12 protein-coding genes are annotated in these 14,990 nt (G+C 54.0%); 8 read left to right on the top strand and 4 right to left on the bottom strand.

The features are described 5' to 3' along the window. Positions 1 to 8 precede the first annotated feature (8 nt). Genes GH984_RS09975 through GH984_RS09995 form a run of 5 tightly spaced genes read left to right on the top strand, consistent with a single transcriptional unit; the run spans position 9 to position 6,127 of the window. Positions 9 to 1,316 carry a protoporphyrinogen/coproporphyrinogen oxidase gene (locus GH984_RS09975; protein ID WP_153720072.1) on the top strand — a complete coding sequence of 436 codons (1,308 nt, stop codon included), beginning with the start codon at positions 9 to 11 and terminating at the stop codon, positions 1,314 to 1,316. A gap of 6 nt (positions 1,317 to 1,322) precedes the next feature. Then, positions 1,323 to 2,288: a polysaccharide deacetylase family protein gene (locus tag GH984_RS09980; protein ID WP_153720073.1), complete on the top strand. Its 966-nt coding sequence runs from the start codon at positions 1,323 to 1,325 to the stop codon at positions 2,286 to 2,288. Further along, complete coding sequence (locus tag GH984_RS09985) at positions 2,288 to 3,280, top strand: glycosyltransferase family 2 protein (protein WP_153720074.1); 993 nt, start codon at positions 2,288 to 2,290, stop codon at positions 3,278 to 3,280. Before GH984_RS09980 ends, GH984_RS09985 begins: the two co-directional genes overlap by 1 nt. Positions 3,281 to 3,329: 49 nt before the next feature. After that, the gene (locus GH984_RS09990) at positions 3,330 to 4,304 is read left to right on the top strand and encodes a glycosyltransferase family 2 protein (protein ID WP_369692047.1); all 975 of its coding nucleotides are present in this window, start codon (positions 3,330 to 3,332) and stop codon (positions 4,302 to 4,304) included. Further along, complete coding sequence (locus GH984_RS09995; protein WP_153720076.1) at positions 4,301 to 6,127, top strand: glycosyltransferase family 2 protein; 1,827 nt, start codon at positions 4,301 to 4,303, stop codon at positions 6,125 to 6,127. The genes GH984_RS09990 and GH984_RS09995 overlap by 4 nt, the downstream gene beginning before the upstream one ends. On the opposite strand, the gene GH984_RS10000 is transcribed toward GH984_RS09995, so the two are convergent. Further along, a complete protein-coding gene (locus GH984_RS10000) occupies positions 6,034 to 8,115 on the bottom strand; it encodes a glycosyltransferase family protein (protein WP_153720077.1) in 2,082 nt (693 codons plus the stop codon). The genes GH984_RS09995 and GH984_RS10000 overlap by 94 nt on opposite strands. A 40-nt stretch (positions 8,116 to 8,155) precedes the next feature. On the opposite strand from GH984_RS10000, the gene GH984_RS10005 reads away from it, so the two are divergent. Genes GH984_RS10005 through GH984_RS10015 form a run of 3 tightly spaced genes read left to right on the top strand, consistent with a single transcriptional unit; the run spans position 8,156 to position 11,833 of the window. Next, positions 8,156 to 9,199: an acyltransferase family protein gene (locus GH984_RS10005; RefSeq protein ID WP_153720078.1), complete on the top strand. Its 1,044-nt coding sequence runs from the start codon at positions 8,156 to 8,158 to the stop codon at positions 9,197 to 9,199. After that, the gene (locus tag GH984_RS10010) at positions 9,196 to 10,152 is read left to right on the top strand and encodes a lysylphosphatidylglycerol synthase domain-containing protein (protein ID WP_172973217.1); all 957 of its coding nucleotides are present in this window, start codon (positions 9,196 to 9,198) and stop codon (positions 10,150 to 10,152) included. Before GH984_RS10005 ends, GH984_RS10010 begins: the two co-directional genes overlap by 4 nt. Next, positions 10,136 to 11,833, top strand: a complete 1,698-nt coding sequence (locus GH984_RS10015) for an SGNH/GDSL hydrolase family protein (protein WP_153720080.1) — start codon at positions 10,136 to 10,138, stop codon at positions 11,831 to 11,833. Before GH984_RS10010 ends, GH984_RS10015 begins: the two co-directional genes overlap by 17 nt. On the opposite strand, the gene GH984_RS10020 is transcribed toward GH984_RS10015, so the two are convergent. From GH984_RS10020 to GH984_RS10030, 3 genes are read right to left on the bottom strand one after another with little or no spacing between them, the layout of a single operon-like run. After that, entirely contained in the window at positions 11,817 to 12,488 is a 672-nt protein-coding gene (locus GH984_RS10020) for a hypothetical protein (RefSeq protein ID WP_172973218.1), read from the bottom strand. The two genes, GH984_RS10015 and GH984_RS10020, sit on opposite strands and share 17 nt — an antisense overlap. Further along, positions 12,485 to 14,077, bottom strand: coding sequence for a glycosyltransferase family 39 protein (locus GH984_RS10025; protein WP_153720082.1), 1,593 nt, complete (start codon positions 14,075 to 14,077; stop codon positions 12,485 to 12,487). The genes GH984_RS10020 and GH984_RS10025 overlap by 4 nt, the downstream gene beginning before the upstream one ends. Then, complete coding sequence (locus GH984_RS10030; protein ID WP_153720083.1) at positions 14,070 to 14,990, bottom strand: glycosyltransferase family protein; 921 nt, start codon at positions 14,988 to 14,990, stop codon at positions 14,070 to 14,072. The genes GH984_RS10025 and GH984_RS10030 overlap by 8 nt, the downstream gene beginning before the upstream one ends.

A 14,990-nucleotide genomic window follows, 5' to 3' on the forward strand; every position in this document is an offset into this window, starting at 1 on the left:
CAGCATTGATGCAACATACTGAAAACGTTGTTCTTGGCGGCGGGCTCACCGGCCTTTCAGCAGCCTATCACCTCAACGGCCCCACCACGGTGTATGAAAGAGGCAGCCGCCCCGGTGGCTTAGCGTGCTCTGAAGAGGTTAACGGCTTTTTATTTGACTACGCACCGCACATTCTTTTTCCTGAAACCGAGTATGCCGCCAAGCTGATTCGGGAACTGCTGGGCGATAACATCAACGTGCAGGGCCGTAAGGCATTTTTGTATCACCTCAAATACGATCTTTACTCCAAATTCCCTTTTCAGTCTCATCTGCATGGGCTGCCGGTGGATGTGATTGTTGATTGCGTGGCAGGGCTTGTTGATGTGATGCGACAAACAGATCGCCCCGAGCCACAAAACTATCGTGAGTGGATTTATTGGCGCTTTGGCAAGGGCATTGCCGAGCATTTGATGATTCCGTACTCAGAGCGTGTATGGACGATTGACCCCAAGCACATGAACTTTGACTGGATTGCACGCCGCGTGCCCGAGCCCGATATTGAAACCGTGCTCCGCGGCGCCCTGCACGATGAAAGTGCCCAGTCTGGCGCCACCAAAGAATTTTGGTACCCCATCGAAGGCGCGATCGAAGCGCTGCCCAAAGCGCTGGCCGCGCGGGTGTCTGATATTCGGCTCGATCACACCGTAACGGCCATCGACCCCACGGCCAAAACCGTAAGCTTTAAAGACGGCAGCCAAACGGGTTATGACAAACTGGTTTACACCCTTCCGCTAGTGCATTTGCCACAGTTTATTCAAGACGTGCCCAATAGCGTGCGCGCCGCCATTGATGGGCTGCAGCATAACCGCATTGATTGCGTGAACATTGGCATTAACCGCCCCAACATGAGCCCGCATCATTGGCTGTACTTTTATGAAGATGACTTTATCTTCCATCGCATCAGCTTTCCGCAGAACTTCTCGGCGGCCACCTGCCCGCCGGGCACCAGCTCGGTTTGCTGCGAAGTGGCCAGCTCTAAGCATCGCCCACCGCGTGTAGAAGGGCGCGACAATCTAATTCAGTCCGTGATTGATGGCCTAGTTAAAGCCGGCATTATGCGAGAAGACGACGAAGTCTTGGCCGCCGACGTGCTGCCCATTGACCCGGCCTATGTGATTTATGATCTGGATTATCATAAAAACGTAGGCACCATTCATGAGTGGCTGATTAGTATCGGCATCCACCCCTGCGGGCGGTTTGGTGACTGGGAGTACTACAACATGGATCACTCCATGATGAGCGGCAAACGCGTGGCTGATGTGCTAAACGGCGGCTGACCCGTTATGCGAGGGGTGGTCAACCAAATCACTGAGCGCCTCGATAGCCTGCAAGAAACCTATTGGCCCAGCGATAGGCGCCCCCACCCGGGTAAAACCCAGGTGATCTCGCTGCTTTTTCATCGGCTTTTTGAGCCTGAAGAGCTTAAAGCCGATATTTACCGGCATGAACACGTGAGCGTGGATCAGTTTGAGGCCGTTGTGCGGTTTTTTGCAGAACGTGGCTATGAGTTCATCACCGCCTCGGCCTTGCTAGAAGCCAAAACGTTGGGCAATCGTTGCGTGATGCTCACCTTTGATGATGGCTATCACGACAACCTGCGTGCCCTACCTGTGCTTGAGCGCTATAACGCCAAGGCCACGCTTTTTTTAGCGCCGGCACCCATTGCTGAGCAAAGCGTGTTTTGGCCCGATGCGGCGTATGCCGCTGGGCATGGCAACGCAATGAAGGCGCTAATTGATTTAGATCCTGCCACGCTTAGCGCACAACTACTCACGGCCAACCCCAATGCGTTTAAACCCACACCACTGACTCGGCCGCTATCTCGTGACGAACTCGATACTCTACTGAAATCTGGTCGCATCGAACTGGGCCATCATTCCTACCATCACCTTTCGTTAACACAGCGTAGCGATGCCGTGATTGATGAGGAAATTGATCGCTCCAATGCGTTTTTTAAAGACATGCTGGGCCATGAGCCGCGCTGCATGGCTTATCCTAACGGTAATTACTCAGAACAAGTAATTCGGCGCTGCCATGCCAAAGGTATTGATGTGGGGCTAACCTGCCATGCGCATGCCGATAGCCTACCGGCAATACCGCCACCTAAACAGCTTATGCGGCTCGGGCGATTTATGATTGTGGGCAAGCGGCCGCTTCAGCCACAACTAGCCAGCGCAGTATCTCAACGATCTGTAAAGCAAGCCATCTATAAAACCCGCCAAGCGCTGCGCTGGCCCGGGAGACCATAATGCCCCCGCAGCTCAGCATCATTGTGCCAATTTACAATGCTGCCGATACCCTAAAAGCCTGCATTGAGTCTGTTCTCACGCAGCCGTTTGAAGATTTTGAACTGATCTTAATTGATGATGGTTCCACCGATCATAGTCATTCTATTTGCCAACAGTTTGCGCAAACAGACAAACGCATTACCGTGCAATCGCAACCAAATGCAGGGCCTTCCCAATCTCGTAATAACGGGTTAGAAATAGCACAAGGCCTTTATGTCACCTTCTTAGATAGCGACGATACCGTTGCGCCGGCGTTTTACCCCAGTGCAATGGCCTACATGCGCAGCAAAGATTGCGATTTATTTGTGGTGGGCATCGATCGTTTTATCAGCGAGCGCGATGCGATTACTGTAAACGCAGGCCCTATTGCACTCGAAACGCTCTATCAACTGATATTAGAAACCAATTTTATTGGCCTATCCGCCTGCAATAAAGTCTTTCGCCGCCAGATCATCACCACCCATCATATTACATTTCATGATGTTCGATTTGCGGAAGACTTAGTATTTCTCGGTGATTTTCTGCAACACACCGTTACCGCGGCCATCGACCCACGGCCGCTGTATCACTATCACGAACAACCAAACTCAATCACCCAAAAAGCTCGCCACAGCAAGCAAATATCACCGCAGGACCTGACCGTCCTTGAGGCACTGGAGCTAGCGGAAACGCGCTATCTAAAGGCAGGCTCAGGCTCGATTGCAACCACCTTTAAAACACGGGCTTGTCGATCGGCGCTGCGTCTGATGCTTTTAATGCTGCAGGCTGGCTACGCTGATCGCAACGCCTATACCCACACCCATAAAAGATTACGCCAGGGCTGGACCGCCTTAGCGCGATCTCGGTACCAATGCTGGACAATTAAAGTAAGCGCCGGCCTGATGGCGCTAATGCCAGTCGAACTATTGCGTTTGGCGGGCCTAGGATGGGGCCGTATCAAAGGGATTAAATAGTCCGCTATCATGATAACCAGATCAACTCTTGCGCGCGGAGCCTAAATTTGTGAAAAAACTGATTATTCAAATTCCCTGCTATAACGAAGCCGAAACGCTTGGTATTGCCCTGGCCGCACTGCCGCGAGAGGTAGCCGGCTTTGATGTAGTGGAATGGCTGATCATTGATGATGGCAGCACCGACGACACCGTGGCCGTCGCACAACAAAATGGCGTGGATCATGTGGTGCGGCATCGGAATAATCAGGGCTTGGCACGCGGGTTTATGACGGGCATACAGGCCTGCCTAGAGCGCGGCGCCGATGTGATTGTGAACACCGATGCCGACAATCAATACAACGCCGACGACATTCCCGCACTCACCGCCCCCATCGTGGCGGGTGAGGCCGATTTTGTGATCGGCACCCGGCCCATTAGCACCATCGAGCATTTCAGCCCACTTAAAAAGCTGCTGCAAAAACTCGGCAGCTGGGTGGTGCGTGTGGCCAGCCGCACGCAGGTGGATGATGCCCCCAGCGGGTTTCGTGCCCTCTCAAGGGATACCGCGCGGCACCTTGTTGTGTTTAGCGAATACACCTACACGCTAGAAACCATCATTCAGGCCGGCCAAAAAAATATGGCCATTCGCACCGTGCCCGTGCGTGTAAACGATGACCTTCGCCCTTCACGGCTGATGCACAGCATTCCGTCTTATATCAAACGCAGCATTGCCACAATTATTCGCGTACTGGTGATTTACCGGCCCTTTCGGTTTTTTGCCACGCTAGGCGCGATTATTTTTGGCGCCGGGGTACTGCTTGGTCTTCGATTTGTATATTTAAGCTGGACGGGGCAGGGGCTTGGCAACGTTCAATCCGTAGTGCTTGCCGGGTCTTTGCTAGTCGTGGGTTTTCAGACCTTTTTAATTGCCTTTGTGGCCGATCTGCTTGCGGCCAATCGCAAGTTGCTCGAAGAAATACGGTCCCATGCCTTAAGGCTGCGGTTTGACGAGCCCGAACAAGGCAAAAAGCACACGCTAAAATGAGCATTGCCAAAACCCGGCTATTCCTTGGGTTACTGCGCCGCACCCCATTACGCGGCTGGCCCGCATTTATTCGTAACCATCTTGGTAAGCCCAGCTATACCCAATGGCTGCGCTTGCACCAACAACACGGCCTAAAAACCGCCAAAACGCTGGGCCCTACGCTGGCAGAAAAACCCGATGCACCACGCTTTAGTATTTTGCTGCCCGTGTGTGACCCGCCCCTGCCTTGGCTGAAAGCAGCGGTTGCTTCTGTGCAAAACCAAACGTATCCAAACTGGGAGCTGTGTATTGCGGATGACGCCTCTGCCTCAGCATCCGTTCGGGATTGGCTAGCGAACCTGGCACAGACAGACACACGAATTAAAGTGCAGTTTCGTGAAACACGCGGGCATATTTCTGCAGCCAGCAACAGCGCATTAGAACAGGCCTCTGCCGATTGGCTGGTTTTGTTGGATCATGACGACTGCCTCGCCCGCGATGCCCTGTTTTGGCTTGCCCAAGCCATACAAAAAAACGCTAGCTGGAAAATCTTTTATAGCGACGAAGATCAAATTGATGAAAAGGACAGGCACTTTTGCCCTTTTTTCAAACCCGACTGGTCGCCGCATTTGGCTTTAAGCCAGGCCTACTTGGGCCATTTGGTCTGTATAAAACGCGATCTTGTTGGTAACGGCTTCGATTCAGCGTACAACGGCGCTCAAGATTACCACCTATGGCTTACCGCCAGCCTTCATGCCGGCGATGAGGCGGTCTGCCATATTCCGCGCATTCTTTATCACTGGCGCGTGCATCAAGGTAGCACCGCGCAGGGCGGTGATGCTAAACCCTATGCCGATGATGCTGGCCTACGAGCCGCAGCGGCTTACTGTGATTCACGGTACGCAAATAGCCAGCCAACGCCCAAGGTCATACCCGGCGATTACCCCCTGACCTATCAGCTCGATTTTAGTGAAAGCTGCGCGGCGCAAATGGCATCCATCATTATTCCCACGCGTAATCAGCGCCAATACCTTGAGCCCTGTATTGAGAGTATTCGCCGCCACACTGGGCCTATTCGTTACGAAATTATTGTGGTTGATAATGGCTCAACCGAGCCAGATACGCTTGAGTACTTGGAAACGCTCAAACAGTCTTCTGATTGTCAGGTGTGCACTGACCCCCGCCCGTTCAACTGGTCGGCAGTTAATAATCTTGGCGCTACACGGGCCCAAGGCTCGGTATTAGTGTTTCTCAATAACGATATTGAGGTTACAACGCCCAACTGGCTCTGCGCGCTGGCGGGCTATGCGTTATTGCCCGATGTTGGTGTGGCCGGCGCATTACTGAGCTACCCAGATGGCACCATTCAGCATAGTGGCGTGGTGATTGGTATGGGCGGATGGGCCGACCATGTGTTTCGTGGCGACGGTGCCGTGCATGCCAACCCGCATAACCCGTTTGTATCCCCCCTACTAACTCGCAATGTCATGGCCGTTACCGGCGCATGTATGGCGGTGAGCCGCGCACGATTTGATGAACTAAGCGGTTTTAATGACACGGATTTTATTATTTGCGGCAGTGATATCGAATTTGCACTGCGTGCAAGACAGGCGGCGGGGTTTAATGTGCTCTGTGCACAAGCCCAATTAATTCATCATGAATCTAAGAGCCGGTCACCCGAGATTCCTGAGCAAGATTTTATTGGCTCGCGCGCGGCGTACGGGGGCTATCGAACAGAGTGGATTGACCCCTACTTCAACCCCAACCTATCGCTTCTATCAACCACCCCGGCTTTATCGCTTGAGCCGCCTCGCCCCCCAGCGCCCAACGCAGCGGCAATTTGAGCAAGCAAAACCACTAAGGCAATCAAAATAAGCGGGTGCGCAGGTGATGTGTAACGCGGCAACCCATGGGTGAGTAGCGCATAGGCCAAAAACATACCAGCGGGCAACAACAGCCATGCCAATTGCGCGGGTTGCCAACGCAGCAACGCAACCAAAAACAGTGCCCAAAAGGCTAAGCCGGCCGCCAAATTCAGCCACTCACCCAGTGAAACCTGCCGTTGCACCGAAAAGGCGGGCAGCTCGGCACTCGGCAAGCTCCAAAAGCCGCGCCAAAAAATTGCTCCACTCACTAAAAGGTGCCTGTCCCAATACCGCATAATATCTTGCACCCCCTGGGCCTGCAGCGTGGCATTCACTGTTAGCTCTGGTGTGGGATGCCCGGCTTGCCGTAGCTCTGCGATACGCCGATTGAACTCGGCGGCAATTTTACGATGAAAGCTAATCGCCTCTTCAGGCCGCCCCGCCTGTGCGGCGGCCATATCAGCACCCGCAAAACTAGAGTGGTATCGATTCAACCGCTGCCAGCGCCCCCCGCGCTCAAAGTCGTTATCGATGGGCGCCCAGTCTGTACCTGCCACCCTAAACTGATAGATTTCTGGGCCATACAGATAAAAGGCCCCTTTCATTTCATCGGCGGTCATCGTGTTCATGAGGGAGCGCCCATAAAGCACACCCGAGGCACGAGGGTTTAAGTTGCCCGTTTCGGCTACTAGATGATTCCTCACGCCCCATGGCAGCACCACCGTTATCGCAACCAGCACAAAGGCCAAAGCCGGCATCCAGCGTCGATTGCCTGCCTGCGTCACTAAAAATAGTGCTAACAACGGCGCAGCCACCAACCCCACAAACAGCATGATCGATTTAGTCAGTGCCAATAACCCCAGTAGCAACCCCGCAGCGGCCGCAGCCCCCACGGTGTGGCGCTGAATCGCACGATAAAATGCCGCGGCAGCCCACACCATTACCGTGCCGGCATGTAGCTCGGTATAAAACGTATCTAACCGCTCAGGGGCGCCAAAGAAATAAAGATAAGCCAGCAGCGTTGCTGCCACGGGCGCCCACGTTGTTGACGTGAGCATTGCCGTTAGATACCACACACCCAGCAGCCCCAACGCCACCCAAATTAAGTGGCTTAGCTTAATCCAGCGCGCCTCTGGCCCATTTTGAAACTCGCCAACGGCCGGCAAAGGCTCCAGCAAAGAGCGCACCCATAAATAACTGCCAGCCACCAGCGGTGGCACGGGCTCCCGCAGGCTAGAGGGTACTGGCTGTGCACTACCGGCATCTAAAGACAAGGTGCCAGTGTCGGCAAAGCTATAGGCCGTGCGCACGTTATCCATGCCATCGCCATAGATGTTGCGCTCGGTAATGTGCCCACTGGCATGCCAGGTTAACGCAGCGCACAGCAACAGCGGCACAGCGGCCCAGGCCGGCAGGCCTGCCTTTTGCAGACTCCAACCCAGGCCACCGCCAACAACCAGTGCGCCAAGTAGCGCGGCACCCATAAAAATTAAAGGCGGCCATTGCAACTCATGCGGCAACACCAAATGGAAGCTCGGATCAGTACCGGTTGCTCGCAACATCACCGCATCACCCTTTACCCCATCAATTTCAACCTGATAAAGGCTTGGGAAAATTTCCTCGCGCAATGCTTCACCCGCCCAGGTTTGAGTGCCCCAGCGTGTTTTGATGGTTACCGGCCCAAACGCTATTTGATCGCCCACTTGCTCAGAGGGGTCAAAGCGAATGCGATCGATCGGCCTTAGCGTTTGAAATTGCAGCGACGGCTCAACGGTATCGCTGCTGCGCTGCGTCCAATTCATACGCCGAGTGGCATGAAAGCCTGCGTTGCCCGCGCTATAAAATAATTCAGCCCGCGTAAATTGCTCGTTTGTCTGCGTGACTGACACTTCGTGCGTATGACTGAATAGCAACAGTGCGCCGGTTAGCACCGCGGCGATGGCTCCACCCAGCATAACCGCCCTCATCGTCTAGCCTCTGGGGTGTGCGTGCTAATATCCATTCGCAATGATGTTAGAAGCACAACAAACACGCATCGAGTGGATTGACGCCCTGAAAGGGCTGGGAATCAGCTTGATTGTGCTGGGGCATGTTTGGTCCCTCGAACAGCCGCCTGAGTTTTATGTTTGGCTCTTTGCTTTCCATGTGCCAGTCTTTTTCTTTGCTTCAGGCCTTACGCTGAGGCCTGATAAAACCGCTTTATTTGGTTTTCTGCGTCGCCGTACCGTTCAACTAATGCTGCCATACCTCGTCTATGCGTTGCTTGGCTATGTCTTCTATTTAATCGGTTATGGCCTTTCACGCAACCTTAGCGTTGCGCCAGCCGCCTTTGACTATGGGCTTTTACGCCCACTTATTGGGATTTTAGAGGGCCGCGTGGGCGACGGGCGACTAGTTAATAGCCCGGTATGGTTTCTGCCTGCGCTGCTGATTGCACTGGGGCTTACCCATGGCATTAATCGGCTTGTGCGCAACCACACCCTACGGCTGAGCCTGATTGTCGGGCTCAGCGGCAGCGCTTTGCTATTGGCTGAGCGCGTTGTGACTCCACTAGGGCTATCAACCGGCGTTATCGCAATCTTATTTGTGCAGCTTGGCTATGAGTATCGACAACGCGGATACCCCTCCCCAAATACTGATGCCTACACCATCGCACTTTTAATGGTGACCCTATTGATCTCGCTATTCGCTCGGGCTAATGGCCCGGTTGGGCTGGCGGGCCCTACGGTTAATAACCCCGCCTTATTCGTGTTATTTGCAATCAATGGGATTGCCGTCTGCGTGATGGCTGTTCGCCTTGCGCCATCTGCTGTGCAGCGTTTACTGGCTGCCATTGGGCATCATAGTTTAGCCATTCTTGTTACCCACATGCTGATCATTAAAAGCCTCAAAGTGATGCTATCCCTTGCCGGTGGTGTTTCTTTTTATGACATTGAACACAGCCTACCCCTTGGGCTAGTTGTGCTAGCCGCAACCGCGGTTTTATCCATCCCCACCGTTTGGTTTATTGAACGTTGGCTGCCATGGTCGCTGGGTCGATTTTCACGATGAAATCCATCATCAAAACCATCGGCCTTTGTCTGGTGCTAGTAGCCACGGGTTATTTTGTGTACGCGCTTTACGCGCAACGCGCGGTGTTTGCCGAGATTAACTGGTCGGGGGGCGCTGCGCTGGCAATGGTGGGATCCATTGTGGGTATGCTCGCCATCACGCTACTTGGCGGTGTTGCCTGGCGCATTTTGTTAGCCGACCAGGGCTTCAAACTGCCTTGGCCAACGGCCATACGGCTGGTTGCCCTTTCACAAATTGGTAAATACCTGCCCGGCAATGTGGGCCATTTTGTGGGGCAGGTGGCGCTATCGCGTGCGGTGGGTATTCCTGTGGGTGTCTCGGTTGCCGCCTTAGGTATCTCCACGGTTTGGCTGATTGCCCTAGGCGTGGGCGTGGGTAGCGCCGGGCTCATCGAAGCGGCAGCAACCAGTGGCGTGAGCTGGATGCCTGCCTTTACCCCTGGCCGGCTCATCCCACTATTTGTGCTGTTAATCGCATTGCCTTGGATTGGCATTTTTGTGCTCAACCACTTCCTACCTACGTTGTCGGAGGCACTGGGCAAAGGCCAGAAAATCATGCCACCCAGCCTGGGCGCAGCCATACTACTGACATCCCTGTTTTTAGGGACTTTTATCATCTTCGGCCTCATGCTCAAAGCGCAGTCCAGCGCATTATTTGACACGCCAGATGTGGGGGTGATTACATTTACGCTCTTGTTTGCCAGCGCGTGGGTTGCGGGCTACCTAATTCCGGGGGCACCCGGGGGCGTTGGCATACGAGAGGCCATGATGCTGTTGTTGTTCACCCCTTTACTCGGGGCAGGGCCGGCTGCGGCAATCGGGCTTAGCATGCGAGTAGCAACAACATTGGGGGACGGCGCCGCATTTCTTGCTGGGCTGACCATTGGATGGGCGCAAAAAAACAAGGAAATCAACTATGAAAGCCAATCGTAAAGGTGCCATTTTAAGCACCCTCAGCTTGGTCGGTGTTTTGGTGGTAAGCGGCTGCTCAAGCAGTGGCGATGGCGTTTCTGCCGTACCCAACCCGTACGTTATTCCCAGCGGCGGGGTGCAAGTGGCTACCATGCGAACCTTTGGCGATAGCTACTCGGTGCCCGCAGGCTGGGGCGCACCGTGGAATGAAATGCTGGTTGCACAGGGCCGCGTACAAACGCTAGATAACTACGCGGTGGGTGGGGCCCAAGCCGCCGTCGGTTTAAGCAATTCGTTTAATGTGCAAATTGATCGGTTTCAAAACACCGGCGTTGGCATTGGCGATCGAGACCTCACCATAGCCTATTTTGGCTATAACGATATTGGCCGCGGTGGTAGCGTTGATGGTCTGGGTATTGCCCGTGCCGGCTACCAGCTTGGCGTTAATCGGTTAATCGACGCGGGCGCCATTGCGGGCGAGCGGCGTTTATTTGTTACCCAAATTCACGACTGGAGCAGCAACCCTCGCGTTAACCCCGCTTTAAAAGGTGAAGTGGTTGCTTGGAACGACTTTGTAGCCAGTGTTGCCAATCAGTCGCCCAACATTGTGGCGGTTGATCTTTTCACCGTTTTTGAGCGCGTTTATCAAGACCCTGCCGCATTTGGGCTAGTAAACGTAACAGACGTCAACCCCAGCCGCAGTAGCGTTGACTTTCTTTACTATGATGGCCTGCACTTTGGCACCAAAGGCGCCTCCATTATTGCCCGCACTTACAACCACTACCTCACCCGGGGTTGGGATTGGGCGAATAGCTTGGCCGCTGGCGCCAGTGCAGCGGGTCGGTTGCAGCAGGATATTGATAGTGGATTACTTTACCTGCAGCTCCAACAAACCAATGACTCGGTCGAGGCCTTTCAGCTTGGGCCTGATTCTGCTGAGTCAGGCATGGTCTTAGACTTTGCCATGAATAGCCTACCGGGCAAAAACAGCCGCTTAGGCGTGGCCTTGTTAACGGAGCAACAAGACTTTGGCAACGCACTAAGCCCCGTGTCAGATGCCGATGGCACGCTTAATAGTACGGGGCTTGCCAGCTACATTCGGGCGGATATGGGCCCCATTAGTAGCAAAACGCAAATCAGCGCCCTTGAGCACACGCGGCGCGATCGCGCTTACGACGATTTGATGGATTTTGGCATTCGAACTCGGGCCAACTCCAGCAGCTTATCTGTGCAGCAGCGCTTTTCTAGCCTGGTTAATCTTGGCGGCGTAACGCTCGCACCTTGGGCTGGTTTCACCCACCATACGCTGGAAATGGATACCGACCGCCATCAAAGCCTTTACACCTCGCCCACGCGGGTGCAGGCCAGCGGCTACAACACGCTGATGGCGGGCAGCGGGCTAAATATTATCGGCCACCCCATCAGCCTTGCTCATGGCGCCGAACTCCAGCTGAATGCCTCATTAAGCCTTGAGCAAAGCCTGTATCGTGACTCCATCGAGCTATCGTTTACTGAATCGGCGCTCAGCGGTGTTGTGCAAAAAGAATCTGTAGATTTAGGCGATATGGAACGCCGCAAAATGGGCATGGGTGCGGGCCTAAACTTCCACAACGGGATCAGCGTTTATTTGGGCTACTCCGTAGCGGAGCAAGATGGAGAGCTGGCAGACCAAGGGTTGTTATCTATTAGTCGTCAGTTCTAGTGGTTAAAACAACGGCACCCAGTAAAGCGAGTGCGGCCAAAATAAACCAAGCGCTAAACTGCGCCTGAGCGGCGTCGCGCTTAATTTGCAGGCGATGAACGATGCCATGGCTGGGGTGGGTCACATTGCCAATCGTGACCCGCTCAGCTCCCTCCACTGCACGATCAAAATACACCGAAGGGGCGGCCGTTTCGACGCCCTGTGTTGCCTGAATCACCATATCCACCGGCTGGCCATAAACCTCGCCAAGGGTTAGGTCATCAAAGCAAAACGACTCAAAGCGTAAATCCTGCAGCTGATCAAATGCCAATTGGCTAGTGCCTAATACCACCTCGTCTTGTTCAAGGGTCATCTGCAATTGCCCGCCCCGCGCCGAGCCGCCATGCGTTGCCATATAAACCGATAAACACACCGCTTGATTTGCGTAATGCCGCGCCATCGGGGCACCGACAAGACGATCCCACTCCAGTGGTTGGCGAAGACTTACACCAGGCGATAGCTTGGGTGAGAGCTCTGCCTCTACCGGATGGGGTTTTTCGCCCAGGTTCACTTGCCCATAGTTTTGAATCTGACCCGCCTCACGCAACGCCATCCAACCCAATAGAATGGCAAACGCCAGCAGACCCACAATCCAATACCGTGCCATGCCCGTCATACCTGACTCTCAATATAAAAGGGAATAATTTGGTCTAAGTACGCATTGGCAAGGCCAAACACCAGCAAAACAAAACCCACCGCCAACACCCATCGCGGTACTTTCAGCGCCTGCACCGCTACCCCAAATGCCACCACCAGCAAAGGCAAAATGGGGAAGAGATACCGCCCCTGCGTGGCACTCGGATAACCCAAGATCAAATAACCAATGTAGATTTGGTAAAGCAATATCGAGCCAAAAAACAGAAAAATAATCGGCGCGTACAGCGCCAGACGTGAGGTTGCCTGCTGGGGGAAAAACAATAAACCTAAAGCCAATGCCGCCAGCATGGGGGGCGCTGACATACTCAGCAGCTGTAGCAGCCCATTAGGCTGGGCCGGAACGCCACTAGAGATAAAAATAATTACCGAATAGGCCGTGCCACCAATTAAAAGCGCGCCCAGCAACCCCCATTTAAGCGGTAATAACGGCAATCGCACGGCAATGAACGATTGCACACTCACCCCCCATGCCGGCTCATTGCGGGTTTTGCGGCGTAATGCTTGGTATACCAGCACCAATAAAAACAAAGCAAAGATAATGAGGGTGCCCAACAGCACCCAGGTAAACGCTTCTCGAGAAAAGCCATAAATCTGCGTCATCCGAATACCGGTGCAGAACTCCCGCAGCTCAGGTGTTACGCAGTAACCCGAAAAACCAATCAGGCCCAAAAAATGCCCAAATAGCCATTCCATAACGGGCCAGTCACCTAAAAGCTCGGTAAAGCTACTGCTGCCCAAGCCCGCCCGCGGATCAACCTCAGAGCCTGATCGATAAAACGGTGAGCCATGGTGATAAAAGCTGCGGCCCATCCACCACAGCGGCCCGGCCAAAGCCAGCAAACTAACCCCCACACTATGGGTTAGCCAGTGTTTAAAGGGCCCGCGTAATTCAAACACCATAATGGCAACGAACGGTGCAATCAGCACCCAGGCGTTCATCTTAGTGATGCCGGCTAGCGTGAGCCAAAACGCACACCAATACGCCGCTGAAATCTGATGGCGCAAAATAAACTGCGTAAAATACAGCGTGGCGATGGCACAGAGCAGCAACAAAAACACATCATTGGTGGTGCCAGAGGATAGATGCAACAAATTGGGCACTAAGGTTATCGCTACACTGCCAATCGCGGCGCGCGGCGCATCTAAGCCGATTAAGGTTAGGTTTTTAAATAACACAAACACCAGCAGCCCCAGTGATAGGGCCGACACTAGGCGTGGCGCGCGGCTTATCCACCACTTTCCATCGGTTAGCTGATCTGCCAGTAGATACGGAATGGTTGCCACCGCATAAAAAAGCGGGGGGTGTTGTGCCATGTAATTACTTCGATTGTCTTCGCCCCAGCGCTCGACATCATAGCCCCAGCGGCCACTGGTCATTTTTGCCTCGCCAAACAGCGGAAACACGGTGCCATTGGCAATGTCATGCACGTAAGAGTAATGACCAGATTCATCGGGCGTGTCACCCAACGGGGTCACGAACAACGCCATATAGGTTGCCAGTATTGCCACTAACAATGCTGTGCTAATAGATGCCCAACGGCTAGACATGCTCAACCCCACTAAAAAAAGGTGGCGGCCCGGCGCGGCCTTTAATGCCATCAGCCACCCCGCGGCCCATCATCTGCAGCGAAGCCCAGCGATGCGCGCCAAACAGCAAAACAAACAAAAATATTTGGAGTAGCCGTAATGCATCGCCCCGCTTCCAGCGCGCGGGCAGACTTTGGCGTGCATACAGCAGCAGACTATTACGAAACATTGTGTAATACCGCCAGGGGGCGTGCGTGCTGACTTGTCGCTTTCGACCCAACCAAAAGGTATACCGCTGCTCACCAAGCGAATGAGAAAAGGCCGCCCGTTCGGTGCCAAACAACTGATAGCCTGCGTTAGCCGCGCGCAGGCACCACTCAGTATCAATATGATCGATAAACAACGGCTCATCCATTAGCCCCACCGCCTGCAGTGCCTTAACGGGCATTAATGTACCAGAGGCAATCGCAAAATCGATGGGAATGGCGGCTTCGTTGGGCGCAGGGCGCACCCGAACAAACCCCCAGCGGCTAATGCGCACAAACCCCGGCCAATGCGCAGATTGACCCTGTCGGTACGCTGGCGCTACCCCGGCAACTGGCTTATCAGCGGCTTGTAAGCTAGCCAGCACTTCACTGAGCGCGGTTACGGTGCCCGCATCAGGCAGGCTATCTTGATCCAGCAGCAAAATGGCATCTACCGTGGCCAGCAAGGCGGTGATGCCTTGGTTTTGCGCTGCAGCCAAGCCTAAATTGGCTGCATTACGTTGCCAGTGCAACTGCGAATAACGGGCTTGTAGCTCGTGTTTTTCTTCAGGCGCTGCCTGGTTTAACACCACAGCGGCGGTGCTGACCTCTGCCGTTATGCGGCTGAGCAATGCCTCTAGCTGCGCATCGGGCGCTTGATAGGCCACGATAACGGCCCCCACCCGCAT

Source organism: Spiribacter salilacus (assembly GCF_009649225.1).
In the GTDB taxonomy this organism is placed as follows: domain Bacteria; phylum Pseudomonadota; class Gammaproteobacteria; order Nitrococcales; family Nitrococcaceae; genus Spiribacter; species Spiribacter salilacus.

What these genes read in the sequence shown, in the direction of transcription:
- GH984_RS10005 (WP_153720078.1), top strand. Translation starts at nt 8,156, where the DNA reads ATGATGTTAGAAGCACAACAAACACGCATCGAGTGGATTGACGCCCTG.
- GH984_RS10025 (WP_153720082.1), bottom strand. Translation starts at nt 14,077, where the DNA reads ATGTCTAGCCGTTGGGCATCTATTAGCACAGCATTGTTAGTGGCAATA.
- GH984_RS09995 (WP_153720076.1), top strand. Translation starts at nt 4,301, where the DNA reads ATGAGCATTGCCAAAACCCGGCTATTCCTTGGGTTACTGCGCCGCACC.
- GH984_RS10030 (WP_153720083.1), bottom strand. Translation starts at nt 14,990, where the DNA reads ATGCGGGTGGGGGCCGTTATCGTGGCCTATCAAGCGCCCGATGCGCAG.
- GH984_RS10010 (WP_172973217.1), top strand. Translation starts at nt 9,196, where the DNA reads ATGAAATCCATCATCAAAACCATCGGCCTTTGTCTGGTGCTAGTAGCC.
- GH984_RS09985 (WP_153720074.1), top strand. Translation starts at nt 2,288, where the DNA reads ATGCCCCCGCAGCTCAGCATCATTGTGCCAATTTACAATGCTGCCGAT.
- GH984_RS09975 (WP_153720072.1), top strand. Translation starts at nt 9, where the DNA reads ATGCAACATACTGAAAACGTTGTTCTTGGCGGCGGGCTCACCGGCCTT.
- GH984_RS10000 (WP_153720077.1), bottom strand. Translation starts at nt 8,115, where the DNA reads ATGAGGGCGGTTATGCTGGGTGGAGCCATCGCCGCGGTGCTAACCGGC.
- GH984_RS09980 (WP_153720073.1), top strand. Translation starts at nt 1,323, where the DNA reads ATGCGAGGGGTGGTCAACCAAATCACTGAGCGCCTCGATAGCCTGCAA.
- GH984_RS10015 (WP_153720080.1), top strand. Translation starts at nt 10,136, where the DNA reads ATGAAAGCCAATCGTAAAGGTGCCATTTTAAGCACCCTCAGCTTGGTC.
- GH984_RS10020 (WP_172973218.1), bottom strand. Translation starts at nt 12,488, where the DNA reads ATGACGGGCATGGCACGGTATTGGATTGTGGGTCTGCTGGCGTTTGCC.